Origin of the sequence: Xanthomonas sontii (genome assembly GCF_040529055.1) — a bacterium.
GTDB lineage: Bacteria > Pseudomonadota > Gammaproteobacteria > Xanthomonadales > Xanthomonadaceae > Xanthomonas_A > Xanthomonas_A sontii.
On record NZ_CP132342.1, the window covers coordinates 4,944,984 to 4,969,433 of the forward strand.

20 protein-coding genes and 1 riboswitch are annotated in these 24,450 nt (G+C 70.5%); of the genes, 1 reads left to right on the forward strand and 19 read right to left on the reverse strand.

Annotated features, from left to right (window positions below; genetic code table 11):
• Positions 1-31: 31 nt before the first annotated feature.
• From RAB70_RS21040 to RAB70_RS21130, 19 genes are all read right to left on the reverse strand, one after another.
• Positions 32-751 (reverse strand): response regulator, encoded by a 720-nt coding sequence (locus tag RAB70_RS21040; protein WP_148827903.1) that lies wholly within the window; start codon positions 749-751, stop codon positions 32-34.
• A complete protein-coding gene (locus RAB70_RS21045; protein WP_148827904.1) occupies positions 741-3,419 on the reverse strand; it encodes a sensor histidine kinase KdpD in 2,679 nt (892 codons plus the stop codon). The genes RAB70_RS21040 and RAB70_RS21045 overlap by 11 nt, the downstream gene beginning before the upstream one ends.
• A gap of 67 nt (positions 3,420-3,486) precedes the next feature.
• Positions 3,487-4,119 (reverse strand): potassium-transporting ATPase subunit KdpC, encoded by a 633-nt coding sequence (kdpC, locus tag RAB70_RS21050; RefSeq protein ID WP_148827905.1) that lies wholly within the window; start codon positions 4,117-4,119, stop codon positions 3,487-3,489.
• A 39-nt stretch (positions 4,120-4,158) separates the two neighbouring features.
• Entirely contained in the window at positions 4,159-6,201 is a 2,043-nt protein-coding gene (kdpB, locus tag RAB70_RS21055) for a potassium-transporting ATPase subunit KdpB (RefSeq protein ID WP_408068881.1), read from the reverse strand.
• Positions 6,202-6,238: 37 nt separating this feature from the next.
• Positions 6,239-7,957: a potassium-transporting ATPase subunit KdpA gene (gene kdpA, locus RAB70_RS21060; RefSeq protein ID WP_017915545.1), complete on the reverse strand. Its 1,719-nt coding sequence runs from the start codon at positions 7,955-7,957 to the stop codon at positions 6,239-6,241.
• 16 nt (positions 7,958-7,973) lie between these two features.
• Positions 7,974-8,066, reverse strand: a complete 93-nt coding sequence (locus RAB70_RS21065; RefSeq protein ID WP_010341961.1) for a potassium-transporting ATPase subunit F — start codon at positions 8,064-8,066, stop codon at positions 7,974-7,976.
• A 296-nt stretch (positions 8,067-8,362) separates the two neighbouring features.
• Entirely contained in the window at positions 8,363-9,871 is a 1,509-nt protein-coding gene (locus RAB70_RS21070) for an outer membrane beta-barrel protein (RefSeq protein WP_148827907.1), read from the reverse strand.
• Between the two features lie 1,429 nt (positions 9,872-11,300).
• Complete coding sequence (locus tag RAB70_RS21075; RefSeq protein ID WP_148829926.1) at positions 11,301-12,884, reverse strand: CocE/NonD family hydrolase; 1,584 nt, start codon at positions 12,882-12,884, stop codon at positions 11,301-11,303.
• Positions 12,885-13,105: 221 nt separating this feature from the next.
• The gene (thiL, locus tag RAB70_RS21080; RefSeq protein ID WP_148829927.1) at positions 13,106-14,080 is read right to left on the reverse strand and encodes a thiamine-phosphate kinase; all 975 of its coding nucleotides are present in this window, start codon (positions 14,078-14,080) and stop codon (positions 13,106-13,108) included.
• Between the two features lie 132 nt (positions 14,081-14,212).
• Complete coding sequence (nusB, locus tag RAB70_RS21085) at positions 14,213-14,683, reverse strand: transcription antitermination factor NusB (protein ID WP_017910046.1); 471 nt, start codon at positions 14,681-14,683, stop codon at positions 14,213-14,215.
• The gene (ribH, locus tag RAB70_RS21090) at positions 14,680-15,147 is read right to left on the reverse strand and encodes a 6,7-dimethyl-8-ribityllumazine synthase (RefSeq protein ID WP_017910047.1); all 468 of its coding nucleotides are present in this window, start codon (positions 15,145-15,147) and stop codon (positions 14,680-14,682) included. The genes nusB and ribH overlap by 4 nt, the downstream gene beginning before the upstream one ends.
• 121 nt (positions 15,148-15,268) lie before the next feature.
• Positions 15,269-16,396: a 3,4-dihydroxy-2-butanone-4-phosphate synthase gene (gene ribB, locus RAB70_RS21095; protein WP_148829932.1), complete on the reverse strand. Its 1,128-nt coding sequence runs from the start codon at positions 16,394-16,396 to the stop codon at positions 15,269-15,271.
• A 115-nt stretch (positions 16,397-16,511) separates the two neighbouring features.
• Positions 16,512-17,111 (reverse strand): riboflavin synthase, encoded by a 600-nt coding sequence (locus RAB70_RS21100; protein WP_017910049.1) that lies wholly within the window; start codon positions 17,109-17,111, stop codon positions 16,512-16,514.
• Positions 17,112-17,190: 79 nt separating this feature from the next.
• Positions 17,191-17,354, reverse strand: a riboswitch (FMN riboswitch).
• 140 nt (positions 17,355-17,494) lie between these two features.
• Complete coding sequence (gene ribD, locus RAB70_RS21105) at positions 17,495-18,628, reverse strand: bifunctional diaminohydroxyphosphoribosylaminopyrimidine deaminase/5-amino-6-(5-phosphoribosylamino)uracil reductase RibD (protein ID WP_148829928.1); 1,134 nt, start codon at positions 18,626-18,628, stop codon at positions 17,495-17,497.
• A complete protein-coding gene (locus RAB70_RS21110) occupies positions 18,625-19,101 on the reverse strand; it encodes a GNAT family N-acetyltransferase (RefSeq protein WP_148829929.1) in 477 nt (158 codons plus the stop codon). Before RAB70_RS21110 ends, ribD begins: the two co-directional genes overlap by 4 nt.
• A gap of 4 nt (positions 19,102-19,105) precedes the next feature.
• A complete protein-coding gene (gene nrdR, locus RAB70_RS21115; protein ID WP_010340907.1) occupies positions 19,106-19,636 on the reverse strand; it encodes a transcriptional regulator NrdR in 531 nt (176 codons plus the stop codon).
• Positions 19,637-19,850: 214 nt separating this feature from the next.
• A complete protein-coding gene (gene glyA / locus RAB70_RS21120; RefSeq protein ID WP_017912204.1) occupies positions 19,851-21,119 on the reverse strand; it encodes a serine hydroxymethyltransferase in 1,269 nt (422 codons plus the stop codon).
• Between the two features lie 121 nt (positions 21,120-21,240).
• Positions 21,241-21,765: an RcnB family protein gene (locus tag RAB70_RS21125; protein WP_148829930.1), complete on the reverse strand. Its 525-nt coding sequence runs from the start codon at positions 21,763-21,765 to the stop codon at positions 21,241-21,243.
• A gap of 110 nt (positions 21,766-21,875) precedes the next feature.
• The gene (locus RAB70_RS21130; protein WP_265530869.1) at positions 21,876-22,799 is read right to left on the reverse strand and encodes a helix-turn-helix transcriptional regulator; all 924 of its coding nucleotides are present in this window, start codon (positions 22,797-22,799) and stop codon (positions 21,876-21,878) included.
• A 175-nt stretch (positions 22,800-22,974) separates the two neighbouring features.
• Here RAB70_RS21130 and RAB70_RS21135 point away from each other — a divergent pair, with 175 nt between their 5' ends.
• The gene (locus RAB70_RS21135) at positions 22,975-24,447 is read left to right on the forward strand and encodes an MFS transporter (protein WP_309252747.1); all 1,473 of its coding nucleotides are present in this window, start codon (positions 22,975-22,977) and stop codon (positions 24,445-24,447) included.
• Positions 24,448-24,450: the final 3 nt, after the last annotated feature.

A 24,450-nucleotide genomic window follows, 5' to 3' on the forward strand; every position in this document is an offset into this window, starting at 1 on the left:
ACCGAAAGCATCGACGCCAATCCAAACAAGCTCAATGAGCAACGCCAATAAAGCGCAGCCCCACGCCCGGCTCGGTGGCGATATAACGCGGGGCCACCGCGCTGTCGCCGAGTTTCTGCCGCAGCTTGCCGACCAGGATGCGCAGGTAGTGGGTGTCGTCCTGGTGGGTAGGGCCCCACAGTTCGCGCAGCAGTTGCGGCTGCGTCACCACGCGGCCGCTGTGTCGCAGCAGCAGGGCGAGCAGCGCGTACTCCTTGCGACTGAGCGGCAGCGCTTCGCCGTCCAGGCGCACTTCGCGCAGCCCCAGGTGGATGTGCAGGTGGCCGTCGTCGAACACCGGCTCGGCCTCGCCGGCCACCGGCTGCATGCGCAGCAGCACGCGGATGCGCGCCATCAGTTCCTGCACGCCGAACGGCTTGGTCACGTAGTCGTTGGCGCCGGCGTCCAGCGCCTGCACCTTCTCGTCCTCGCCAGCACGCACGGTCAGCATGATCACCGGCACCGACGACCATTGCCGCAATTCGCGCAGCACGCTGTGCCCGTCCTGGTCGGGCAGGCCAATGTCCAGCACCACCAGTTCGGCGCCGTGCGCGGCCAGTTGCGCCAGGCCGGCGGCGCCGGTGTCGGCCTGCAGCACGCGGTAGCCCTGCGCGCGCAGGCTGATGTCGAGGAAACGGCGGATCTGCGGCTCGTCGTCGATGACCAGCACGCGCGGCGGCGGAATCGGATCGGCGTGGGACTCAGTCGGCATCGGGGCGGGACGGCGGCGCGGCGGGTTCGATGAGCGGCAGGGTAATGCGGATCGTGGTGCCGCGGCCATCGGGACCGGGTAGCGCCTCGACGCTGCCGCCGTGCGCGCCGATCATGCCCTGGCAGATGGTCAGGCCCAGGCCGGTGCCGTGGCGGCCGCGGTCGCCGCGCTCGACGCTGTAGAACATGTCGAAGATGCGCGCACGCTCGTCCTCGGGAATGCCCGGGCCGCGGTCGCTGATGTCGATGCGCAGGCGGCCCTCGACCATGCCCGCGACGACGCGGATCGCCGCATCCGCCGGCGAGAACTTGGCCGCGTTCTCCAGCACGTTGAAGATCGCCTGCTCGACCAGCGCCGGGTGCACCCACAGCGTCGGCAGCTCCGCGGCCAGGGCGATATCCAGCCGCACCTGCGGCTGGTAGCGCTGCAGGCGCCGCGCGGCCGAGCCGATCAGTTCGTCCACGCCGATCCAGTCGCGGTTCAAGGTCAGCCCGGTGTGACCGAGCCGGGTCATGTCCAGCAGGTTCTGGATGTAGCGGTCCAGGCGTTCGCCTTCCAGTTGGATCGTCTCGAGCAGGCTGCGGCGATCGTCCGCGTCCATCGCCTTGCCGTAGCTGGACAGGCTGCTGGCCGCGCCGATCATCGCCGCCAGCGGCGAGCGCAGGTCGTGCGAGACCGAGGACAGCAGGGCCGAGCGCAGCCGCTCGGTCTCGCCGCTGACACGGGCGCTCTCCAGGTCGGCGACCAGCCGCGTGCGCAGCGCGGCCTGGCCGATGTCCTCCACCATCGCCTCGGCCAGGCGCTGCTGCTCCAGGCCCGGGCGCTGCACGCCGGCGCCGAAGCGCAAGCCGACCACGCCGATGGTGCCGCGCTCGTGGCGCACCGGCAGGAACCACCAGCTCGCGCCGGCCAGCGTATCGGTGAAGCGACCGGTGGCCTGGCCGTGGCGCTGTGCCCAGTCGGCGGCGCTGCGGTCCACCGCGGCCATCGTCGGCGCGTAGTCGTCGGCGCCGTCATGCGCGCGCTCCAGCGGCTGCAGGCGCAGCCAGGCCTCGGCGTCGAGGGTGCCGGCGAGCGCGCGGCGCCCGGCCTCCAGCACCTGGCCGAGGTCGGCGGCACTGGTCAGTTCGCGGCCCAGCCGCTGCAGCGCGGTGGTCTGCGCGTTGACCGCGCGCAGCGCCAGCACCTGCATGCGCAGGCGCGAGGCCAGGCGCCCGGCGACCAGCGCGGCGACCAGGAACAGCAGCACCGTGACCACGCCCTGGCGCGCGCCGATCTGGAAGGTGAAGCGCGGTTCGATGAAGAAGAAGTTGTAGCTGAAGAAGCTCAACAGCGCCGCCAGCACCGCCGCGGTCATCCGCGTCTTCGATGCCACCATCACCACGGCGACGATGAACACCATCGACAGGTCGTCGATGCCGACCCAACTTTCGGCGATCCAGGCGACCACCACCGCCAGCGCCGAGGCCACCGTGGCGAACAGCAGGTCGTCGCGCGACAGCCAGTGCGCGGGGCTGCGCCAGCGCCGCCGCGCCCGCGCGCGCGCTTCCGGCGAACTGATGATCACAAGTTCGTAGTGCGCGCCGCGTTGCAGCAGTTGCTGGGTCAGGGTGCGGTTGATCATGCGCGCCAGCGGGCGCTCGCGGGTGCGGCCCAGCACCAGGGTGGACACGCCGCTGCGCGCGGCATGGTCGAGCAAGGCGTCGGCGACGTTGGCGCCGTGCAGCAGCGCGGCCTCGCCGCCGAGCCGCCGCGCCAGCGCGAACGCACGGTCGATCTCCAGTTGCCAGTCGGCATCCGGCTGCGCCTGGGTCTGCACGGTGACCACCGTCCACGGCGCGCCGCGGCGCTCGGCCAGGCGCCGCGCTACGCGCACCAGGTAGTCGGACTGGCCGCGCCCGTCGATCGCCACCATCACCGTGCGCCGCAGCGCCACGCTGGTGCGGCCCTGCGCGGCCTGCACGTCGCGCAGATCGTTGTCGACGCGGTCGGCGGCGGTCTGCATCGCCAGTTCGCGCAGCGCGGCCAGGTTCGACGGCGAGAAGAAGGCCTGCAGCGCCTGCCCGGCCTGCTCGGGCAGATACACCTTGCCCTGCTGCAGGCGTTCGATCAGCTCGCGTGGCGGCAGGTCGACCAGCACGATGTCGCGCAGGCGGTCGAAGATCGCATCGGGCACGGTCTCGCTGACGCGCACGCCGGTGATGCGGTGGACCACGTCGTTGAGGCTTTCCAGGTGCTGGATGTTGACCGTGCTGTAGACGTCGATGCCGGCGTCGAGCAGTTCCTGTACGTCCTGCCAGCGCCGCTCGTGACGGCTGCCCGGCGCGTTGCGATGGGCCAGTTCGTCCACCAGCACCAGCGGCGGGCGCAGCGCCAGCAGCGCATCCAGGTCCATCTCGTCCAGGGTGCGGCCGCGGTACTCCAGGTGCCGCCGCGGCTGCACGGTGAGACCCTCCAGCAGCGCCGCGGTCTCGGCGCGGCCGTGGGTCTCGACCACGCCGACCACCAGGTTGCTGCCCTGCTGCTGCAACTGCCGCGCACGCGACAGCATCGCGTAGGTCTTGCCGACCCCCGGCGCCGCGCCGAGGAACACGGTCAGGCGCCCGCCGCGCTCGCGCTGCAGTTCGCCGATCAGGGCGTCGGCCTGTTGGGTGCGGGGGTCGGGCATTTGGAGCGGGGAATGGGGAATGGGGAATGGGGAATCGCAGAGCGCAAAGCCTACATGGCTGCGCGATTTACCGCTGTTGCTCCTGCTTTTGCCCATTCCCGATTCCCGTTTCCCCATTCCCGGCATCCAATGCCAGATTCAGCGCCAGCACGTTCACCCGCGGCTCCCCCAGCACGCCGAACTGGCGCGGCTGGGTCTGCGCGGCGACCAGGGCGGCGACGGTCTGCGGCGACAGGCCGCGCGCCGCGGCCACGCGCGCCACTTGGATGTGCGCCGCGTCCACGCTGATGTCCGGGTCCATGCCGCTGCCGGACTGGGTGATCAGATCGTCCGGCACCTGCGCCGGGTCGATGCCTTCGCGCGCGGCCACCGCCTGGCGGGTGGCGTCCAGGCGCTTGCGCAGGTCGGGGTTGCTGCGCGCCTGGTTGCTGCCGGCCGCCGACATCGGATCGTACTTGGCGCCGGATGGACGTGGCTGGAAGTAGCCGGCGGCGGCGAACGGCTGCGCCACCAGCACCGAGCCGACCACGCGGCCATCGTGGCTGCGCAGGCTGCCATTGGCCTGCTCGGGGAACAGCGCGCCGGCCAGCACGGTGGCCAGCAACGAGTACAGCGCCGCGGACGCGAGCACCAGCAGCGGCAGCACCAGCACGGCGCGCCAGCGCATCGGTTCGCGAAGGGAAACGGAAGACACGGTCATGGAGGTAATTCCGAAGGAGCGTGAGAATCGGCGCTGGGGTCAGCCCAGCGCCACCAGCAGCAGATCGATGGCCTTGATCCCGACGAACGGCAGCAGCACGCCGCCCACGCCGTAGATCAGCATGTTCCGGCGCAGCAGCGAGGTCGCCGAGGACGGGGTGAAGCGCACGCCACGCAGCGCCAGCGGGATCAGCGCCGGGATCACCAGCGCATTGAAGATCAGCGCGGCGAGCACCGCGTTGATCGGGCTGGACAGGCGCATCACGTTCAGCGCGGCCATCTGCGGGATCGAAGCGGCGAACAGCGCCGGCAGGATCGCGAAGTACTTGGACACGTCGTTGGCCAGCGAGAACGTGGTCAGCGCGCCGCGGGTGATCAACTGCTGCTTGCCCACTTCCACCACCGCCAGCAGCTTGGCCGGATCCGAATCCAGATCGACCATGTTGCCGGCCTCCTTGGCCGCCTGAGTGCCGGAGTTCATCGCCAGGCCGACGTCGGCCTGGGCCAGCGCCGGCGCGTCGTTGGTGCCGTCGCCGACCATCGCCACCAGGCGTCCGCCGGCCTGCTCCTGGCGGATGCGCGCCAGCTTGTCCTCGGGCGTGGCCTCGGCGATGTAGTCGTCGACGCCGGCCTCGGCGGCGATGGCCGCGGCGGTGAGCGGGTTGTCGCCGGTGATCATCACCGTCTTGACGCCCATCGCGCGCAGCCGTGCGAACTTCTCGCGCACGCCGTGCTTGACCACGTCCGACAGCTCGACCACGCCCAGCACGTGCCGGCCCTCGGCCACCACCAACGGCGTGGCGCCGCTGCGCGCGACCTGCTCGACGCGGCTCTTCAGCTCCGCCGGCACCTGCCCGCCCAGCGCGGTGACGTGGCGGATCAACGCATCGGCGGCGCCCTTGCGGATCGACCGCGGCGGCTGCATGCCGTTGGCCGGCAGGTCGACGCCGGACATGCGGGTCTGCGCGGTGAAGGCGACGAACTCGGCGCCCGCCGGATCGGCCGGCGGCAGGCCCTGCTCGCGCGCCAGGCGCACGATCGACTTGCCTTCCGGGGTCGGGTCGGCCAGCGACGACAGCATCGCCGCCTCGCGCAGCTGCGCCACGTCCACGCCGCTCAGCGCATGGAACACGGTGGCCTGGCGATCGCCGTGGGTGATGGTGCCGGTCTTGTCCAGCAGCAGCACGTCGACGTCGCCGGCCACTTCCACCGCCTTGCCCGACTTGGCCAGCACGTTGGCCGACAGCGCGCGGTTCATGCCGGCGATGCCGATCGCCGGCAGCAACCCGCCGATGGTGGTCGGGATCAGGCACACCAGCAGCGCGATCAGCAGCAGCGGATCCACGTGCACGCCGACGAAGCCGGCGATCGCCGGCAGCGAGGCGACCACGATCAGGAAGGTTAGGGTCATCGCCGCCAGCAGCATGGTCAGCGCGATCTCGTTCGGCGTCTTCTGCCGGTTGGCGCCTTCCACCAGCGCGATCATCCGGTCCAGGAAGCTGTGGCCCGGCTCGGCGGTGACCTTCACCAGGATCTCGTCGGACAGCACCTTGGTGCCGCCGATGACGCCGGAGCGGTCGGTGCCGGCCTCGCGCAGCACCGGCGCCGATTCGCCGGTGACCGCGGCCTCGTTGATGGTGGCCAGGCCGTGCACGATCTCGCCATCGGCCGGGATCAGCTCGCCGGCCGACACCACCACCAGGTCGCCCGGGCGCAGTTCGGCGGCGGGCACGCTGGTCTCGGCGTCCAGCCGCACACTGGCGACCCGGCGCGCCACCAGGTCCTTGCGTGCGCGCCGCAGCGACGCAGCCTGACCGCGGCCGCGGGCCTCGGCCACCGCCTCGGCGAAATTGCCGAACAGCACGGTGACCAGCAGGATCGCGGTCACCGCCCAGCCGAAGCCGGCCGGGCCCTGGCCGGACACGGTGATCAGCGCCGACAGCAGCGTGCCGGCGAACACCACGGCCATCACCGGGCTGCCCAGCAGGTGCCGCGGCGACAGCTTCAGCACGCTGTCGCGCAGCGCCGCACGCAGCGCGGCGGCGTCGAACAGCCCGGGCCGGCGTGCCGGTGCGGAGGCCATGGGAGAAGATTGGTGCGGGGTGCTCATCGTCGTCGTCTCAGTGCGCGGCCAGGGTCAGGTGATCGGCGATCGGTCCCAACACCAGGGCCGGCGTGAATTGCAGAACGGTCAGGATCGCGATGACCGCGATCAGGGTCAGTGCGAAGGTCGGGGTTTCCACCTGCAGGCTGCCGCCGGTTTCCGGCGCCACCCGCTTGCGCGCCAGTTGCGCGGCCACGATCAGCGGCACGATCAGTGCCGGATAGCGGCCCAGCAGCAGCACCACCGTGCAGCTCAGGTTCCACCACGGAATGCCGTCGCCCAGCCCCTCGAAGCCGGAGCCGTTGTTGGCGAACGCCGAGGTGTACTCGTAGAACACCTGGCTGATGCCGTGGAAGCCGGGATTGGAGGTCGCCGAGATCGAGGCCGGCAGCGCCAGGGTGACCGCGGTGAAGCCGAGCAGCACCAGCGGCTGCAGCAGGATCAGCAGCGCCAGCAGACGCACTTCCGGTGCCTCGATCTTGCGCCCGAACAGTTCCGGGGTGCGCCCGGTCATCAGGCCGGCCAGGAACACGCTCAGCAGCAGGTACACCAGGAACTGCTGCAGGCCGCAACCGATGCCGCCCCAGATCGCGTTGATCAGCATGTTGACCATCGCCACGCCACCGGTCAGCGGCGCCAGCGAATCGTGCATGGCGTTGACCGAGCCGTTGGAGGTCTGCGTGGTCAGCGACGACCAGGCCGCCGAGGCATCGACGCCGAAGCGCACCTCCTTGCCTTCCATCAGCGCGGCACTGCCGGGCGCGTGGCCTTCGGCCCACAGCGACACCGCGGTGGACGCCAGCGACATCACCAGCATGCTGCCGAACACCAGCGCGGTGAACTTGCGGCGCCCGGTGAACGGGCCGACCATGAACGCCACCGCCACCGGGATCAGCACGATGCCCAGCATCTCCAGCAGGTTGGAGAACGGCGTGGGATTTTCCAGCGCCATCGCGCTGTTGGGGCCGTACCAGCCGCCGCCGTTGGTGCCGAGCTGCTTGATCGCCACCATCGCCGCGACCGGGCCGAGCGGGATCTTCTGCGTCTGCTGGCCGGCGCTGGCGTCCAGCGGCGTGGCGACCGGACCGGCCGCCAGGGTCGAGGGCACGCCCTGCTGGGTCAGCAGCAGCGTCCACAGCAGGCACAGCGGCAGCAGGAAGCGCAGGGTCGGACGGATCACGTCGGCCCAGTAGTTGCCGAGGTCGACCTCCTGCGCCGTCTCGCCGCCACTCGCGGCCGCCTTGCGCGCCGCATCCTGGCCACGCCCACCGAACAGGCCGCGCAGCGTCGCCGCGACCAGCGCCAGGCCCATCATCGGGGTGATGAACTGCAGGCCGACCACGCCCACCGCTTGCGACAGGTACGACAGCTGCGCCTGGCCCGAGTAGTGCTGCTGATTGGTGTTGGTCAGAAACGAGACCATGGTGTGCAAGGCCACGTCCCAGCGCATGTTGGGCACCGCATCCGGATTGAACGGCAGCCAGGCCTGGGTCACGAACAGCACGAACACCAGCACGCCCAGTACCAGGTTGCTGGCCAGGAACGCGCCGGCATAGGCGCGCCAGTGCATGCCGCGCGCCGGGTCGGTGCCGAGCAGACGGTACAGCGGGCGTTCGATCCAGCCGAACAGCGCGTCGCCGCGCATCGGCGCCCCGCGCATCACCTTGGCCAGGTACAGGCCCAGCGGCCATCCCAGCAGCAGCGCGAGCGCATAGACAAGCAATGTATCGATCATGGAAGTGGCACTCGGCTCAGAAATCTTCGGGGCGCAGGATCACGTACAGCAGGTAACCGGCCGCGACGATCACCGCCACGCCGCAAACGAACGAAAGCCAACCGCTCATGGTCTCAACTCCGAAACAAAGGGACGGCCCGCCGCAGGGCAGGCCGCAATCGTGTGGGAACACCGCCGGACGCGGCATGCGCACGGAGGCAGAAGGGAAGCGCAACATGGCCACGCACGCCGGGTCGGACAGGCCTTCTGGCCCAGGCCGGCATTATCGGAGCCGTCGCCATAAACTCTCCGTGGCGAAGGCGCGCGGCACGCATAAATTCTGCGTAAAACCGTGCGGCGCCGGCGATCGCGCCGCACGTTGCAGATGCATCGCCGCTGCCAGCGCCGGCAGCGCGAGTGCAGTGCTCAGTAATGCAGGATCGCGTCGATCAACGCCGTCGCCTGATGATTGCGGCGCCCACCGTCGTAGGCCGGGAAATCATAGGCGTGCTCGTAGCGCAGCTCGGGGCGGATCTCCAGGTCCTGCGACACCCAGTGGGTCAGGCCGATGGTGTGGCTGGAGTAGCGCGTGGCGAAGCCGGTGCGCTGGCCGTCGTGGTCGTTCACGAACTCGTTGCGGATCGCCAGCATGTCCGACGCGCCGAGCTGGATGTTGACGTAGTTGACGATGGCATCGGCGCTGCTGCGTCCCAGCGGGAAGTCCGGCGCCTCGCCCAGCGCATAGCCCGGGCGCCCGCTCGGCGCGTGCGACTGCGACGGATCGGTGGCCAGCGCCTGGTCGCGCACGTAGATGTGGTAGGCCTCGGTGAGCATGTGCACCTTCGGCGAGAAGCGGTGGCCCCAGGTGAGCACGAATTCCTGCAGGTTGTTGTAGGTCTGCGCGGCGTTGTTGTACGACTCCACGCACGGATACAGCATGTCGTCGTTGCTCCTGGAGACCCAGCGCAGGCAGGCCTGCGCACTCAGGCGGCTGGTCGCGTCCCAGATCGCCGAATCGTCGCCGCCGTGCACGCCGAGCTGCAGCGTCCACTGGTCGTTGAGCTTGGTGGTGGTGAGGATGCCCATGTTGGTATAGGCATCGACCGTATAAAGGATCGAATGGGTCAGCAGGTAATTGTTCGGCGAGAACTGCGCTTCGATGTCGGGCAGCGACAGGTAGCGGCCGACCGTGACCAGCATGCCCTGCGCCACCGACGGCAGGTACACGTCCACGTGCGCGATCATCGGATCGTTGCCGTAGATCTTGCCGTTGAGCGCGCTATTGGACTGCGGATGATGCAGCAACTGGTCGCTGGTGACGCCCTTCATCGTGGTGTAGTGGTAGTCGTAGCCGTACAGGTCGTCGAAGTGGAAGCCCCAATCGACATGATCGGTCTGCACCGTGTCCGGCACGCGCTGCAGGCGGATCAGCGCCTGGTTGAACTCGCCGCGGTTGGGTCGCGTGGAGTAGGACAGCGGATAGTTGGTACGCGAGGACGTGCTGGCATTGAGCGAGGGATTGATCCAGCCGTACAGCTCGATGCGGTTGCGCTGCATCCACTGCCCCACGCGCGTGCAGGCCAGCGCCTTCTCCACCGGATACTGCGCGTTCTCGTTGGGCACGCCGACCGGATAGTCCACCGCGCCGAGCTGCCATTCGGCCGACGGAAACGGCGGCGAGGAGAACGGCGCCGCCAGGCCGCGGCGCGCCGGCGTCGGCGCATCGGGATCGGCCGGTTGCGCATCCTCGCGATAGGCCGAGGCCAGGCGCGAGAAGAAGCCATTGGAACAATCTGCGCTGCGTGCCAACGGCACGGGGGCGGGCTCCGACGCCGGCATCGCCTCCGACACGGGCGCAGCCAGGCCCACGGCGGCGGCATCGCCGGCGCACAGCACGGCCAGGGACAGGAACAGGGGATGGAACTTCATGGACATCGCGACGTCGGCTCGCAACGAGCCGTCCTTCGTTGGGTGGAGGGGGCAACGACGGCGCGCCGCCTCACGCGCACGCGCCATCGCAGGCGATACGCCGGGTAACGCATCGCGGGGAGGGAGTTGGAATGCAGCGCCGCGGTGGCGGCGGCGCTATGTCGTCAACGCGCGTGCAGTGAACGCGCGCGGCCGTGTGGCGGCGGATGCTGCAGCGCGCTGCGGCAGCCATCGTGGCGTCGCGGCGCAGGTGGCATGGCCGCCACGCGGACGCGGACGGCACGCCGTTGCGTCTGCGGCACGCGGCGCCTGCAGGCGATCGGTGCGGCCTGCGACACGCTCAAGATTGCAGCCATCGATTCCACGCAAGCATCCCCGTCGTCAGCGCGGAAAGTATAGGAATCGCCGGATATCTTCGTTGCAAAGCGCAGGCGGGTTTGAATAAAAGCTACGTAAATTCGTGTGCTGTGCTGGCGTGGTGTGCGCGCTGCTGTGGCGATGCGCGGTGCCGTACCCTCATCCGCCCCTGCGGGGCACCTTCTCCCGGTGGGAGAAGGGAGAGGCCAAAGCCCCTCTCCCGCCGGGAGAGGGGTTGGGGTGAGGGTCCGACGCGCGAAGCGCTGCGCTGATCCAACTGTACGAGCCTCCGCCCGTACCCTCATCCGCCCCTGCGGGGCACCTTCTCCCGATGGGAGAAGGGAGAAGCTCAAAGCCCCTCTCCCGCCGGGAGAGGGGTTGGGGTGAGGGTCCGGCGCGCGAAGCGCTGCGCTGCGCTGCGCTGATCCAGCTGTACACGGTTACGCCCTACCCTCATCCGCCCCTACGGGGCACCTTCTCCCGGTGGGAGAAGGGAGAAGCTAAAGCCCCTCTCCCGCCGGGAGAGGGGTTGGGGTGAGGGTCCGGCGCGCGAAGCGCTGCGCTGATCCAACTGCACGAGGCTGCGCCCGTACCCTCATCCGCCCCTGCGGGGCACCTTCTCCCGGTGGGAGAAGGGAGAGGCCAAAGCCCCTCTCCCATCGGGAAAGGGGTTGGGGTGAGGGTCCGGCAAGCGAAGCGCTGCGCTGATCCAACTGTACGAGGCTCCGCCCGTACCCTCATCCGCCCCTGCGGGGCACCTTCTCCCGGTGGGAGAAGGGAGAAGCCAAAGCCCCTCTCCCATCGGGAGAGGGGTTGGGGTGAGGGTGCGGCGCGCGAAGCGCTGCGCTGATCCAACTGTACGAGGCTCCGCCCGTACCCTCATCCGCCCCTGCGGGGCACCTTCTCCCGGTGGGAGAAGGGAGAAGCCAAAGCCCCTCTCCCATCGGGAGAGGGGTTGGGGTGAGGGTCCGACGCGCGAAGCGCTGCGCTGATCCAACTGCACGAGGCTGCGCCCGTACCCTCATCCGCCCCTGCGGGGCACCTTCTCCCGAGGGGAGAAGGGAAACGCCGCACTACCTCAATGTAACGGCACGCTCAAAAACGACGGCGTCGCCGCTGGCGAGCTGAAGCTCACGGTGCCGCCGAAACGGCTGGCCGAGGTGTAGCGCGGATCGGTGGTGTCCACCACCAGCACCAGGCGGCGGCCGGCCGGGATCTCGACCGCGGTCGCCTGCAGCGCCAGGTCGAGCGTCACCGGCGTGCCCGGCGTCGCGTTGCGCAGGGTGTACGGCACATGGCTCAGCAACTGCGCCGAACCCGTGCCGTCCATGCTGTACAGATAAGCGAACAACGACACGTTGGACTGGCTCGGGGTCACCGTCAGGCGCAGCGAGGGCGCGCCGGCCAGGCGCTTGTCGCTGGACAGCACCGGGCCGCTCCACACTGCGGCACCCACCCGACTGACCAGCGGAATCGAGGTGGTTACCGGCTGGCCGAGGCCCTGCAACAGACCACTGACCATCACCACGCCGGAATCGGCCAGGGTCGGCACGCCGGTGGCGATGCGGTAGTTCCAGCCGCTGCTGTTGCCGCTGGTCAGCGACCCGGTCGGCAACAACAGGCCGCTGGGGCCGGTCAGGCCGTAGCGGGTGGCGCCGGCCTGTACGCTGTTCCAGTCGGCATAACTGAGCCAGGTGCCGCCGAGGGTCGCCAGTTGCACCGGCGCTTCACGGTCCACGCCGTTGTCGCGGCCCTTCAGGTAACGGTCGAACCAGCGCGTGGCCTCGGTATACACCTGGTTCGGCAGGCCCAGCGCGCCCGGCAGCTCGGCAGTGGCGTGGTCGCCCTGGCTGAACATCAGGTGCTTGGGCACGCTGAGCCGGTTGTAGAGGTTGATGTACTGGTTCGGCGGGAACAGGCCGTCGTTGAACGCATTGGCCAGCAGCACCGCCGGGCCGTTGCGGTTGAGCGCCTGCACCTCGTTGATCACGCCGCGTTCGGCCGCCTTGGGCAGGAAGCCCTGCACCGCGCCGTCGTAGTCGCCCACCGCCACGTGTGCGGTGATCCGCGCCAGGTCCGGACCGGGCCGACCGGTGGCGACCCCGGCGGCAACCAGCAGGCCCACACCCTGTTGGCTCACGGTGCTGTTGGCGTACAGCGAGGCCTGCAGGTCGGCCCAGCCGCTGAGCGCGGTCACCGCCTTGATGCGCGGGTCGCGCGCGGCGGCGAGCAGGCTGGTGCCGGCGCCGTAGGAGATGCCCGAGACGCCGATCGCCTTGGCGTCGGCCGGGGTGTTGGCCAGCGCCCAGTCGATCACTGCGCTGACGTCCTCCACCGTCGGTGCCCCGGCGATGTCGATCAGCCCCTGCGAATCCCAGAAGCCGCGCGAGGTGTAGCTGACCACCACGTAGCCGTCGTTGGCCAGTTCGCTGGCGCGGCCCACGTATTCCAGGTTGGGTAACGACCAGCTGGCCGGCATCACCACCAGCGGGAATGGCCCCGGCCCCTGCCCTTGCGGCACCAGGACAAGCGCGCCGAGCTTGGTGCCGTCGAAACTGGGAATGCTCTGGTACTGCTTGGTGAAGCCGGCCGCGGCCGCGGCGGCGGAGAACACCAGCAACATCGCGCCGAGGGCGATGCGACGTGACACGGACATGCGCATGGACTGCCTCCCAAGCGGCGCCGGACCGGAATGGCCGGCTGCCGGAACGGTACTGCCAGAACGGTGACAAGGGCTCGACACGGGGCCGGGCAGGCGGACCGTACCACCGGGTACGGGCGATATTCACGCCGCAGTGCGGCACAGTATGGAAGGACCTTGGCGGGCGGCCCGAACGTGCTGGCGCCGCGGCCGGTGGCCGGCGTGCGCCCAGGCCGCGCGGCTCAGCTCAAAAAGTGCTGGTAGCCGCTTCGCGGCGGCTGCCACCGCTGGCCGTCGGCATCGCACACCGCGATGCCATTGCCGGCGACGATGCGCCCGATCGGCGTCGCCGTGACCCCGACCGCCTGCAGCGCCTGCACGATCGCCGCGCGCTGCGCCGGGTCGGCGGTGAAGCACAGTTCGTAGTCGTCGCCACCGCCCAGCTGCCAGGCGTGCACCTGCGCAGGGTCCGCGTCGGCCGGGGCGGCGACCGCCGGCAGCGCGGCCAGCTCCAGTTCGGCGCCGACGTCGCTGCGCGCGCAGATATGCTCCAGGTCGGCCAGCAGACCGTCGGAGACGTCCACGCAGGCCCGCGCCAGGCCACGCAGGCGCAGGCCCACCTGGACCCGCGGCGTCGGCCGCAGCAGGCGCTGGCGCAGGCGTTCGTGCACGGGATCGGCGGCGGGCGCGGTCACGTCGAGGCGCCCAGCCTGCCACAGCGCCAGCGCCGCGGCCGCCTCGCCCGGCTGGCCGGTCACCCAGACCTCGTCGCCCGGCTGCGCGGCATCGCGGCGCAGCGCCATCGTCGCCGGCACGCTGCCGATTGCCGTGACCGACAAGGCCAGCGGCCCGCGCGTGGTGTCGCCGCCGGCCAGGCCGATGCCGTGCGCATCGGCCAGGGCGAAGAAGCCCTCGGCGAACGCATCGACCCAGGCCATGTCGACCTGCGGCAGCGACAGCGACAAGGTGCACCAGCGTGGCTGCGCGCCCATCGCTGCCAGGTCCGACAGATTCACCGCCAGCGTCTTCCAGCCGATGTCGGCGGCCGCGGTTTCGGCCGGGAAATGCACCCCGGCGTTGAGCGTATCGGTGGTGATCGCCAGCAACTCCCCCGGCGGCGGCAGCAGCAAGGCCGCATCGTCACCGATGCCCAGCGGCAGGTCGTCCCGCGCCCGGCTGCGCGCACGCAGGCGCTCGATCAGATCGAATTCGGGCATGGGGGGCTGGGAATCGGGAATGGGGAGTCGGGAATGGGAAAAGCAGGAGCAACAACCGGCGCGCCGGCGATCTCGGAGGGGACGGCAGTTGCTTTTGCCATTCCCCATTCCCTTTTCCCCATTCCCAGCCCCTCAGCCCCCCGACTCCACCGCGCGCCATTCCAGCGCGGCGCGGTCCAGGACGCCGTTGACGTAGGTGTGGCCGTGTTCGGAGCCGAAGCGCTTGGCGGTCTCGATGGCTTCGTTGATCACCACGCGGTACGGCACGTCCATGCGGTGCAGCAGTTCGTAGGCGGCCAGGCGCAGTACCGCGCGTTCGATCGCGTCCACTTCCTCGACCGTGCGGTCCAGGTAGCCGACCAGCGCTGCGTCCAGTTCGGCACGGTGCTTGAGCACGCCTTCGACCAGGTTCTCGAAGTACACCAGGTCGGCGATCTCGTGCGCCTGCTCGTGCGCGAATTGCGCGATCACGTGCTGGGCGTTGCCGCCGGAGATCTGCCAGGCGTAGATCGCCTGCAGCGCACGCCGGCGCGCGCGCGAACGCAGGACCGGATCCACGCCGTCGCGGCGGGGGTGGTGCTTGTGGCCAGCGGGTTTGTTCACGGCAGCAGCTCCAGCAGGTTGACCATCTCCAGCGCGCTCAGCGCCGCTTCCTCGCCCTTGTTGCCATGGCTGCCGCCGGCGCGCGCCTCGGCATCCTCGACCTGCTCCACCGCGAGCACGCCGTTGAGCACCGGGATGCGGAAGTCCAGCGACACCCGCAGCAGGCCCTCGGCGCAGCCGTCGGCCACGTGTTCGTAGTGGCGGGTGTCGCCGCGGATCACGCAACCCAGCGCGATGATCGCGGCATGCTTGCCGGCCGCGGCCAGGCGGGCGGCGACCAGCGGCAACTCCCACGCGCCCGGCACCCGGATCACGTCCACCGCGTCATCGGCGATGCCGTTGCCGGCCAGGCTCTGCCGCGCACCGGCGACCAGCACGTCGGTGATGCGGGCGTTCCAGCGGCTGGCGATGATCGCGAAACGCGCCGACTCGGGAGTGCGGAGGTCGCCTTCGTAGTGGGACATGGCGGTGGCAGCTTGAGGGGGTGGGAGAGTTTAGCAGGCGGTGGGGCCGCGTCCCGAGGAAGCGCTCCAGGGGCACCTTGCAGAAGGCCCAGGCACCGCCAATGGCAGGAATCGCGCGGGATCAGCTTTTACCAATTCCCCAATCCCGATTCCCGATTCCCGGCTCCACATGCTCCACCACCTCCAGCCCGAACCCGGCCAGGCCGATCTGCCGGCGCGGCGTGCCGAGCACGCGCAGCTTGCCCAGGCCCAGGTCGGCCAGGATCTGGCTGCCGGCGCCGTTGCGCCGCCACTGGCCCACGTCCTTGCCGTGCGCCGCCTCCGGCTGCGCGCGCAGCCGCGCCAGCAAGGCCTCGCTGTCGCGCGGCGCCGACAGCACCACCATCACCCCGCGCTCGGCGGCGGCGATCGCGCGCAGGGCGTCGCTGGCGGCCACCCCGAAATCGTCGCGGCGCCAGTGCAGCAGGTCGGCCAGCGGGTTTTCCACCTGCACCCGTACCAGGGTCGGCGTCTCGGCATCCGGGGTGCCGCGAACCAGCGCGAAGTGCAGATCGTGGGCGATGCGGTCGCGGTAGGTGACCAGGGTGAAGCCGCCGAACTCGGTCTCGATCGGCCGCTCGTCGATGCGTTCGACGGTGTGCTCGGTGGCCAGGCGGTAGGCGATCAGGTCGGCGATCGAGCCCATCTTCAGCCCGTGGGTGCGGGCGAACTCTTCCAACTGCGGACGCCGCGCCATGCTGCCGTCGGGATTGAGCACTTCCACCAGCACACCGGCCGGCTCCAGCCCCGCCAGCATCGGCAGGTCGCTGGCGGCCTCGGTGTGGCCGGCGCGGGTCAGCACGCCGCCGGGCTGGGCGATCAGCGGGAAGATGTGGCCGGGCTGACTGAGGTCGTGCGGCTTGGCGTCCGGCTTGACCGCGGTGCGCACGGTGTGGGCGCGGTCGTAGGCGGAGATGCCGGTGGTGACGCCCTCGGCGGCCTCGATGCTGACGGTGAAGTTGGTATGGAACTGCGCGGTATTGCGCTGGACCATCGGCGCCAGGCCCAGCTGCGCGCAGCGCTCGCGGGTCAGCGACAGGCACACCAGGCCGCGCGCGTGGGTGACCATGAAATTGATGTCCGAGGGCTTGACCAGTTCGGCGGCCATGATCAGGTCGCCCTCGTTCTCGCGGTCCTCGTCGTCGACGATGACCACCATGCGGCCGGCGCGGAGTTCTTCCAGCAGCTCGGGGACGGAGGCGAAATTCAGGCTCGGGGTAACGGAAGGCGACATGCGGGGACTCGCGGAAAGACGGAAGGTGCCGCGCGTGCCGCAGGCATCGGCGCAGCGTGGCGGAGAGGCAGAAGGCCGGACGCGGCCAGGATCAGTCCTGGCGGCCCTGCAACAGGCGTTCGACGTAGCGCGCGACCAGGTCGATCTCCAGGTTCACCGCCGCACCGACGGCGGTCTGCGCGAACGCGGTGTGCGCGACGGTGTGCGGAATCAGCGCGACCTCGAAGCCTTCGGCGTCGACTTCATTGACGGTGAGGCTGACCCCGTCCACGCAGATCGAGCCCTTCTTGGCGATGTAGCGCAGCAGCGACGCCGGCGCGGCGAAACGCCAGCGCTGCGCGCGCGCATCGTCGTGAATCGACAGCACCTCGCCGAGGCCGTCGACATGGCCGCTGACCAGGTGCCCGCCGAGGCGGTCGCTGGGGCGCATCGCCCGCTCCAGGTTCAGTATCGCGCCCTCGGCCAGGCGGCCAAGCGTGGTCAGCGCCAGGGTCTCGGTGGAGGCGTCGGCCTGGAACGAGGCCGCGTCGAAGGCGACCACGGTCAGGCACACGCCGTTGACCGCGATGCTCTCGCCCAGGCGCACGTCGGCGAACGGCAGGCTGCCGGTGGCGAAGGTGAAGCGGAGATCGCCGCCCTGCGGCTGGCGTGCGGCGAGATGGCCGACGCCTTCGATGATTCCGGTGAACATAGCTACGTTTCTCGCAATGGGGTGAGCGAAAAACGCCACAAGGCAAACAGGCACGCGCACAGCCGCAAGGCTGCGCGAAGGCCGTCTTCTTTCATCCGGACTATACCGTCGGCTCCGGCATCGCACCGGATCTGCTGACCTTCCCGAGCCGGCGCGTCGCACCTGCGCCGGGAAGCGCTCGCGGGCTCGTGCGCGAACGCACCTACCGCCGGTGGGGAATCGCACCCCGCCCTGAAGACGTTTGTGGTCGCCGGCGAACCGGCTCGGGCATTCTAGCAGGCGCGGCCGCAGCGGCCGCCCGGTACAGCGCGCCACCGGTGGGACAAAGCGTCGCGGTGCGCACGGCAACCTTGCGCGCGGCGACGCGCATCACCGGCGATCGCTCAGGGCGAGGCCGCCCCCGCGCTGGCGGCGATCGCCGGCCGCAGCAGCAGGCGCAGGTCGTCGCCGAGCTGGCGCACGTCCTGCAATTGCAGCGGTACCCGCTGCGCCATGGTCTCGATGCCGAGCCCGGCCAGCAGCGGACGCGCGGTATCGCCCAATAGGAGCGGCGCCATGTACACCAGCACCTCGTCGACCAGGCCGGCGCGCAGCAGTGCACCGCTCAGCGTCGCCCCGGCCTCGACCTGGACCTCGTTGATGCCGCGCTCGCCGAGCAGGCGCAGCGCCGCGTGCAGGTCGCAGCGGCCGTCGTGCAGCGGCACCGCGGCGAACGCGGCGTGAGCCAGCGCCGGCGGCACGCAGTCCGGCGCATGCAGGTACAGGGTCGGCGCACTGCCGTCGCGGACCTTGGCCTGCGCCAGGCTGCGCAGTTGCGCGTCCAGCACCACGCGCAGCGGCGGCTCCACTTCGGTCGCCGCATCCAGGCGCACGGTCAGCGCCGGATCGTCGGCCAGCACGGTGCCGGCGCCGGTAAGGATGGCGCCGGCGCGGGCGCGCCAGTGCTGCACGTCCTGGCGCGCCGCCGCGCCGGTGATCCATTTCGATTCGCCGCTGGCCAGGGCGGTGCGTCCGTCGAGGCTGGCACCGAGCTTGATCCGCAGCCACGGCCGGCCGCGCTCCACCCGCGACAGGAAGCCACGGTTGAGCGCGCGCGCCTGCGCTTGCATCAACCCGGATTGCACCGCGATGCCGGCTTCGCGCAGCAGTGCGAAGCCGCCGCCGTTGACCTGCGGGAACGGGTCGGCCATCGCCGCCACCACCCGCGCCACCCCGGCCTCGATCAGCGCCAGCGCGCACGGCGGGGTGCGGCCGTAGTGCGCGCACGGCTCCAGGGTCACGTAGGCGGTGGCGCCGCGGGCGCGTTCGCCGGCGGCGCTCAGCGCGAACACCTCCGCGTGCGGCCCGCCGGCACGCTGGTGGAAGCCCTCGCCGACCACCGCGCCGTCGCGCACGATCACGCAACCGACCATCGGATTGGGCCGCGTGGTGTAGGCGCCGCGCTCGGCCAGGCGCAGGGCCTGCGCCATCCAGCGATGGTCGTCGGCGGAGAAGCCTGGCGCCTGCGGGTCGCTCATGTGGCAGCGCCGCCAGCGTCGATGCGCATCACCACGATCTGCAGCGGCCCCAGCGGCAGGTCGGCGTGGCGCTGCCAGCCCAGGCGCTCGTAGAACGGCACCAGCACCGGCTCGCAATACAGGTACAGCCACTGCACGCCGAAGCGCGCGGCGGCCTGCACGCAGTGCGCGACCAGGGCGGCACCGACACCGGCAGCGCGCGCCTGTGGCCGCACGTACAGCGTGGCCAGCCACGGCGAGAACTGGCGGATGCGCGCGTCGTCGTTCTGCAGCAGGCTCACCGAGCCCAGCCAGTCCTCGCCGTCCAGGGCGATCCAGCTGGTGGGGATGCGGCGTTCGTCGCGGTGGCTGCGCAGGTCGGCCTCGGCCTCCACCACGTTCCATTCCGGCAACAGGGGACCGAAGGCGTGCAGATGCTCCTGCGCCAACGCGGGGATGTGCTGCGCGGCCTCGGCCAGACAGACGATGCGCATGCGCTCAGCGCTTGCCGGTCTTGTCGCCCGGCTTGGCCGCGCGCACCAGGTCCAGCAGCGGCAACTGCTCGCTGCCCACCGGCAACTCGCGCTCGAGCTTCTCGATCTCCTCACGGAAATCGGCCACGTCCTGGAAACTGCGGTACACCGAGGCGAAGCGCACGTAGCCGACGTGGTCGAGCTTGCGCAGCTCGGCCATCACGTACTCGCCGACCCGGATCGAAGGCAGTTCGCGCTCGCCGGACATGCGCAACTGATGCACCACCGCGCGCACCGCTGCCTCGATCTGCTCCTCGGCCACTGGCCGCTTCTGCAGCGCGCGGTCGAAGCTGGTGCGCAGCTTGCGCGCATCGAACGCCTCGCGGCCGCCGTCGCTCTTGATCACCGTCGGCAGCTTGAGTTCGATCGTCTCCAGCGTGCTGAAGCGCTCACCGCAGGCCTCGCACTCGCGACGCCGGCGGATCGTCGCGCCGTCCTCGGACACGCGCGAATCGATCACCCGGGTATCGGTGTGCTGGCAGAAGGGGCAGTGCATTCAGGGCGCCGGGAATGGGGAAACGGGAATGGGGAATGGAAACGTCAACAGCGCAAGCGTAGCGCTTCTGACCATTCCCGATTCTCCATTCTCCATTCCCGCCTCAGCCATATAGGTGCCGGGAGTGGGGAAACGGGAATGGGGAATGGGAACGCCAAAGGCGCCAGCTAGCACTTTCAACCATTCCCGATTCTCCATTCCCCATTCCCGTTTTTCAGCCATACACCGGATACTTGCGGCACTGCGCGGTCACCGCGTCGCGCACGCGCGCCAGCACGGTGTCGTCGGCCGGGGCGTCGAGCACGTCGGCGATCCAGTTGGCCAGGTCGACGCAGTCCTGCTCCTGGTAGCCGCGGGTGGTGATCGCCGGGGTGCCCAGGCGCAGGCCCGAGGTCACGAACGGCGAGCGCGGGTCGTTGGGCACCGAGTTCTTGTTGACGGTGATGTGGGCCTTGCCCAGCGCCGCTTCCGCGTCCTTGCCGGAGACGTCGCGGCCGATCATGTCCACCAGCATCAGGTGGTTCTCGGTGCCGCCGGAGACGATCTTGTAGCCGCGCGCGATCAGGGTCTTGGCCATGGCCTGGGCGTTCTTCACCACCTGCTGCTGGTAGCGGGTGAATTCCGGCTCCAGCGCTTCCTTGAACGCCACCGCCTTGGCCGCGATCACGTGCATCAGCGGGCCGCCCTGGATGCCGGGGAACACGATCGACTGCAGCTTCTTGGACAGATCCTCGAGCTTGTCGCCGGCGCCGGCGGCACTGGCGACGATGATGCCGCCACGCGGGCCGCGCAGGGTCTTGTGGGTGGTGGAGGTGACCACGTGCGCGTGCGGCAGCGGGGTCGGATAGACACCGGCGGCGACCAGGCCGGCCACGTGCGCCATGTCCACGAAGAAGTACGCGCCGACCTTGTCGGCGATGGCGCGGAAGCGCGCCCAGTCGATCACCTGCGAGTAGGCGGAGAAGCCCGCCACCACCATCTTCGGCTTGTGCTCCACGGCCAGGCGCTCGACTTCGTCGTAGTCGATCAGGCCCTGGTCGTCGACGCCGTACTGCACGGCGTTGAACAGCTTGCCGGAGGCGTTGACCTTGGCGCCGTGGGTCAGGTGGCCGCCGTGCGCCAGCGACATGCCGAGGATGGTGTCGCCCGGCTGCAGCAGCGCGAAGTACACCGCCTGGTTGGCCTGCGAGCCGCTGTGCGGCTGCACGTTGGCGTAGTCGGCGCCGAACAGTTGCTTGACCCGGTCGATGGCCAGCTGCTCGGCGACGTCGACGAATTCGCAACCGCCGTAGTAGCGCTTGCCCGGATAGCCTTCGGCGTACTTGTTGGTCAGCTGGCTGCCTTGCGCTTCCATGACCAGCGGGCTGCAGTAGTTCTCGCTGGCGATCAGCTCGACGTGGTCTTCCTGGCGGCCGGCTTCGGCGGCGATGGCGCGGGCCAGGTCGGGATCGTAGGTTTCGATGCGGGCGTCGCGCGGGAACATCGGGTCTCCGGGGGCATGGACAGAAGGCAGACGACTAGTTTAAGCCCCGCGCGCGGCCGAGGGCGAACCAAAACGCAGACGGCCTCCCGCAGGAGGCCGTCTGGCGATGCCGCAGCAGGGCTCAGCGGCCGCTGAGCACCAGGTCGGCGATGATGCCCGTGGCGATGGCGACCAGCAGCAGGTTGCCGGTGTCGTCGCGCACCCAGCGGTAGCCGTACGGCGGGCGCCGGACCTGATAACGGTCGTAGTCGTAGACCACGTAGTTCGGGCCGTAGTAGCGCTGGCCGCGCGCCCAGCGCGGCGGACCCGGGCGGTAGTAGACGACGTCGGGGCCGTTGCGATAGCCGTCACGGTAGCCGCGGTCGTAGGCGCGACGGGCGTCGCGGCGGTCGCGCTCACGGTCGCGCCAGTAGCGCTCGCGATCGGCGTCGCGGTAGCCGCGGTCGTACCAGCCGTGGTCGCGCGGACCCGGTCCCGGCGGCGGGGGCGGCGGCCCCGGAGGACCCGGAGGACCCGGAGGACCCGGCGGGCCCCAGCCCGGACCGGGACCCGGACCGCCCGGACCCCAGGCGAACGCGGGTGGCGCCATGAAACCCAGCGCCAGCGCGGACGAGAGGGCGATTGTGGCAATGCGTTTCATGTTCATGGCAACTCCGTCACGTGGTGTGGCGGTTGCATTTAGGCCGTTTTCGTCTGAACCGTCTCCTGCTGGAATCGGTTACGTATTCAGCTTCACGGATCGGGCTAGGAAAGCGTTCATCCAGCGGCATTTCCGGCCTGCGCGTGCAGGCGCAACAGCGCCGCCTGCGCCGTGTCATCGGCTGGCAAATAGACCACCAGACGGTTGCCGTTGCGCGGCGCCGACCACCAGTTGACCTGCTGCAGGCGCAACTCGCCTTCCTGCGGATGGCGGAAGCGCTTGAGCTGGTTCTCCACGCCGCGCACCTCGCGCCGCTGCCGCCACAGCGCATCGAACTCGGGAGAGGCCGCGCGGTAGCGCGCCAGCAGCGCCTCCCATTCCGGCTCGCCCAGGTGTTCGGCCATCGCCGCGCGCAGCAACGCCACCATGTGCTGCAGCACGTCCTGGCGATCGAGCAATGCGTCGCGCCAGCGCGGATTGGTGAAGGCCTGATAGACGCAGTTGCGGTCGGCGTCCGCCAGGTCGGCCAGGGTCACACCCATCAGGCGCTCGAAGGCCGGGTTGGCGCCGAGGATGTCGAAGCGCGGGGTCTGCAGCATTGCCGGCCACGGGCCGAGCTGGTCCAGCAGCATGCGCCCGGTGCCGGTCAGGCGTTGGCACGGCGGTGGCGCCAGGGCGGTCGTGCCGCCCACGCCGGCCAGCGCCAGCACGTGCGCGGTTTCGACCTCCGAACACTGCAGGGCGCGGGCGATGGCGGTCAGCACGCGCGCCGAGGCGCGGACCGGGCGCCCCTGCTCCAGCCAGGTGTACCAGGTCACGCCGACATCGGCGAGCAAGGCCACTTCCTCGCGGCGCAGGCCGGGGGTGCGGCGCCTGCCGCCGCGCGGCAGCGCCAGCCGCGCCGGGTCCAGGCTCTCGCGGCGGGCGCGCAGGAAGGCGCCCAGCGCGCGGGCACGCTCGCTGGCCAGAGCCGGGCCCGACGCAGCAGGCGCGACCGCCCGCTCCGGCCTGGAGGTGGAATGCGCGAGGTCCAGTTGCATCGTCTTCTCCACTTTTGCTGTCCGCCCGTGCCCGACGACGCCACGTCGACAGGCGGCGCAGGCGTGCTCTGTAGACGGCGCCCCGACGCGACCGTCCGGGACACCAGGGAGGCAGCGCCAGTACCAGGATAAATGAGTCCTTGTACCAGTTTATCGACTCACCATACTGCGCGCCATGACCACACCCTCCCCCGCCTCCGCCATGCCCGCCACCACCCCCACCCTGAGCCACCGCGGCCTCGGCATCCTGCTGATCGGGCAGATGCTGCCGCTGATCGATTTCTCCATCCTCAATGTCGCGCTTGGCTCGATCGCCCAGACGCTGCACGCGTCGGCGACCCAGCTGGAGCTGATCGTGGCCGTCTACGGCGTCGCCTTCGCGGTGGGCCTGGCGGCGGGCGGCCGGCTCGGCGACAACCTCGGGCGGCGCCGCGTGTTCGGTGCCGGCGTGCTGCTGTTCGGCCTGGCCTCGTTGCTGTGCGGGGTGGCCGGCTCGGTCCCGGCCCTGCTGGCCGGCCGCATCCTGCAGGGACTGGGGGCGGCGCTGGCGGTGCCGCAGATCCTGGCCACCATCCACGTCAGCCTGCACGGCAAGGCACACGCGCGGGCATTGGCGCTGTACGGCTCGCTGGGCGGTATCGCCTTCGTCATCGGCCAGGTGCTGGGTGGCTCGCTGGTCAGCGCGGACATCGCCGGATCCGGCTGGCGCAGCGTGTTTCTGATCAACCTGCCGTTCTGCCTGCTGGCGCTGGCCTGCCTGCGCGCCGTGCCGGAGACCCGCGCGGCACGGCGGATGCCGCCCGACCTGGCCGGCGCCGGGCTGCTGGGGCTGTTCCTGGCCTGCCTGCTGCTGCCGTTGGCGCTGGGCCCTGCCCTGCACTGGCCGCCGGCGTGCCTGGCGGTGCTGGCGGCCTGCCTGCCGCTGCTGGCGGCGCTGACCCGGGTCGAACTGTGGCAGGAACGCCGCGGACGGACGCCGTTGTTGCCGCCGGCCTTGTTGCGGCTGCCCAGCGTGCGCTTCGCGCTGCTGGTGGGCGGGGTGTTCTTCACCTGCTGGAGCGGTTTCATGTTCGTGCTGGCGCTGACCCTGCAGACCGGCGCCGGTCTCTCGCCGCTGCAGTCCGGCAATGCGTTCATCGTGCTGGGCGCGGCCTACTTCGCCTCTGCGCTGGTCAGCGCCCGCGTGGCGGCGCGCTGCGGCCCGGTGCCGACGCTACTGCTGGGCTGCATGGTGCAGATGCTGGGCCTGCTGGGGCTGGCCTGGACGCTGCACGCAGTGTGGCCGCATCCGGACGCGCGCACTCTGGCCCCGGCGACGGCACTGATCGGCGCCGGCCAGGCCTGGATCGTGGCCAGCTTCTACCGCATCGGCCTGTCGCAGGTCCCCACCACGCATGCCGGCGCGGGCAGCGCCATGCTCTCCACCATCCTGCAGGCGGCCATGGGCCTGGGGCCGGCGGCGCTGGGTGCGATCTACGCTCACGCCCGCGGCGGCGGCAGCCTGGCCGCGATGCAGGCGGCGCTGACCAGCGAGTGGCTGGCGATGCTGCTGCTGGTGATCTGCGCACTGCTCTATCTGCGCCGGCAGCGCCGCGCAGGGGCCTCGTCGACGGCGAGCGCTGCGGCGCTGCCGCCGATCGCCGAGTAGCCC

Coding starts and splice junctions, on each gene's coding strand:
- RAB70_RS21040 (WP_148827903.1), bottom strand. CDS start 751: ATGCCGACTGAGTCCCACGCCGATCCGATTCCGCCGCCGCGCGTGCTG.
- RAB70_RS21045 (WP_148827904.1), bottom strand. CDS start 3,419: ATGCCCGACCCCCGCACCCAACAGGCCGACGCCCTGATCGGCGAACTG.
- kdpC (WP_148827905.1), bottom strand. CDS start 4,119: ATGACCGTGTCTTCCGTTTCCCTTCGCGAACCGATGCGCTGGCGCGCC.
- kdpB (WP_408068881.1), bottom strand. CDS start 6,201: ATGGCCTCCGCACCGGCACGCCGGCCCGGGCTGTTCGACGCCGCCGCG.
- kdpA (WP_017915545.1), bottom strand. CDS start 7,957: ATGATCGATACATTGCTTGTCTATGCGCTCGCGCTGCTGCTGGGATGG.
- RAB70_RS21065 (WP_010341961.1), bottom strand. CDS start 8,066: ATGAGCGGTTGGCTTTCGTTCGTTTGCGGCGTGGCGGTGATCGTCGCG.
- RAB70_RS21070 (WP_148827907.1), bottom strand. CDS start 9,871: ATGTCCATGAAGTTCCATCCCCTGTTCCTGTCCCTGGCCGTGCTGTGC.
- RAB70_RS21075 (WP_148829926.1), bottom strand. CDS start 12,884: ATGCGCATGTCCGTGTCACGTCGCATCGCCCTCGGCGCGATGTTGCTG.
- thiL (WP_148829927.1), bottom strand. CDS start 14,080: ATGCCCGAATTCGATCTGATCGAGCGCCTGCGTGCGCGCAGCCGGGCG.
- ribH (WP_017910047.1), bottom strand. CDS start 15,147: ATGTCCCACTACGAAGGCGACCTCCGCACTCCCGAGTCGGCGCGTTTC.
- RAB70_RS21100 (WP_017910049.1), bottom strand. CDS start 17,111: ATGTTCACCGGAATCATCGAAGGCGTCGGCCATCTCGCCGCACGCCAG.
- ribD (WP_148829928.1), bottom strand. CDS start 18,628: ATGAGCGACCCGCAGGCGCCAGGCTTCTCCGCCGACGACCATCGCTGG.
- RAB70_RS21110 (WP_148829929.1), bottom strand. CDS start 19,101: ATGCGCATCGTCTGTCTGGCCGAGGCCGCGCAGCACATCCCCGCGTTG.
- nrdR (WP_010340907.1), bottom strand. CDS start 19,636: ATGCACTGCCCCTTCTGCCAGCACACCGATACCCGGGTGATCGATTCG.
- glyA (WP_017912204.1), bottom strand. CDS start 21,119: ATGTTCCCGCGCGACGCCCGCATCGAAACCTACGATCCCGACCTGGCC.
- RAB70_RS21125 (WP_148829930.1), bottom strand. CDS start 21,765: ATGAACATGAAACGCATTGCCACAATCGCCCTCTCGTCCGCGCTGGCG.
- RAB70_RS21130 (WP_265530869.1), bottom strand. CDS start 22,799: ATGCAACTGGACCTCGCGCATTCCACCTCCAGGCCGGAGCGGGCGGTC.
- RAB70_RS21135 (WP_309252747.1), top strand. CDS start 22,975: ATGACCACACCCTCCCCCGCCTCCGCCATGCCCGCCACCACCCCCACC.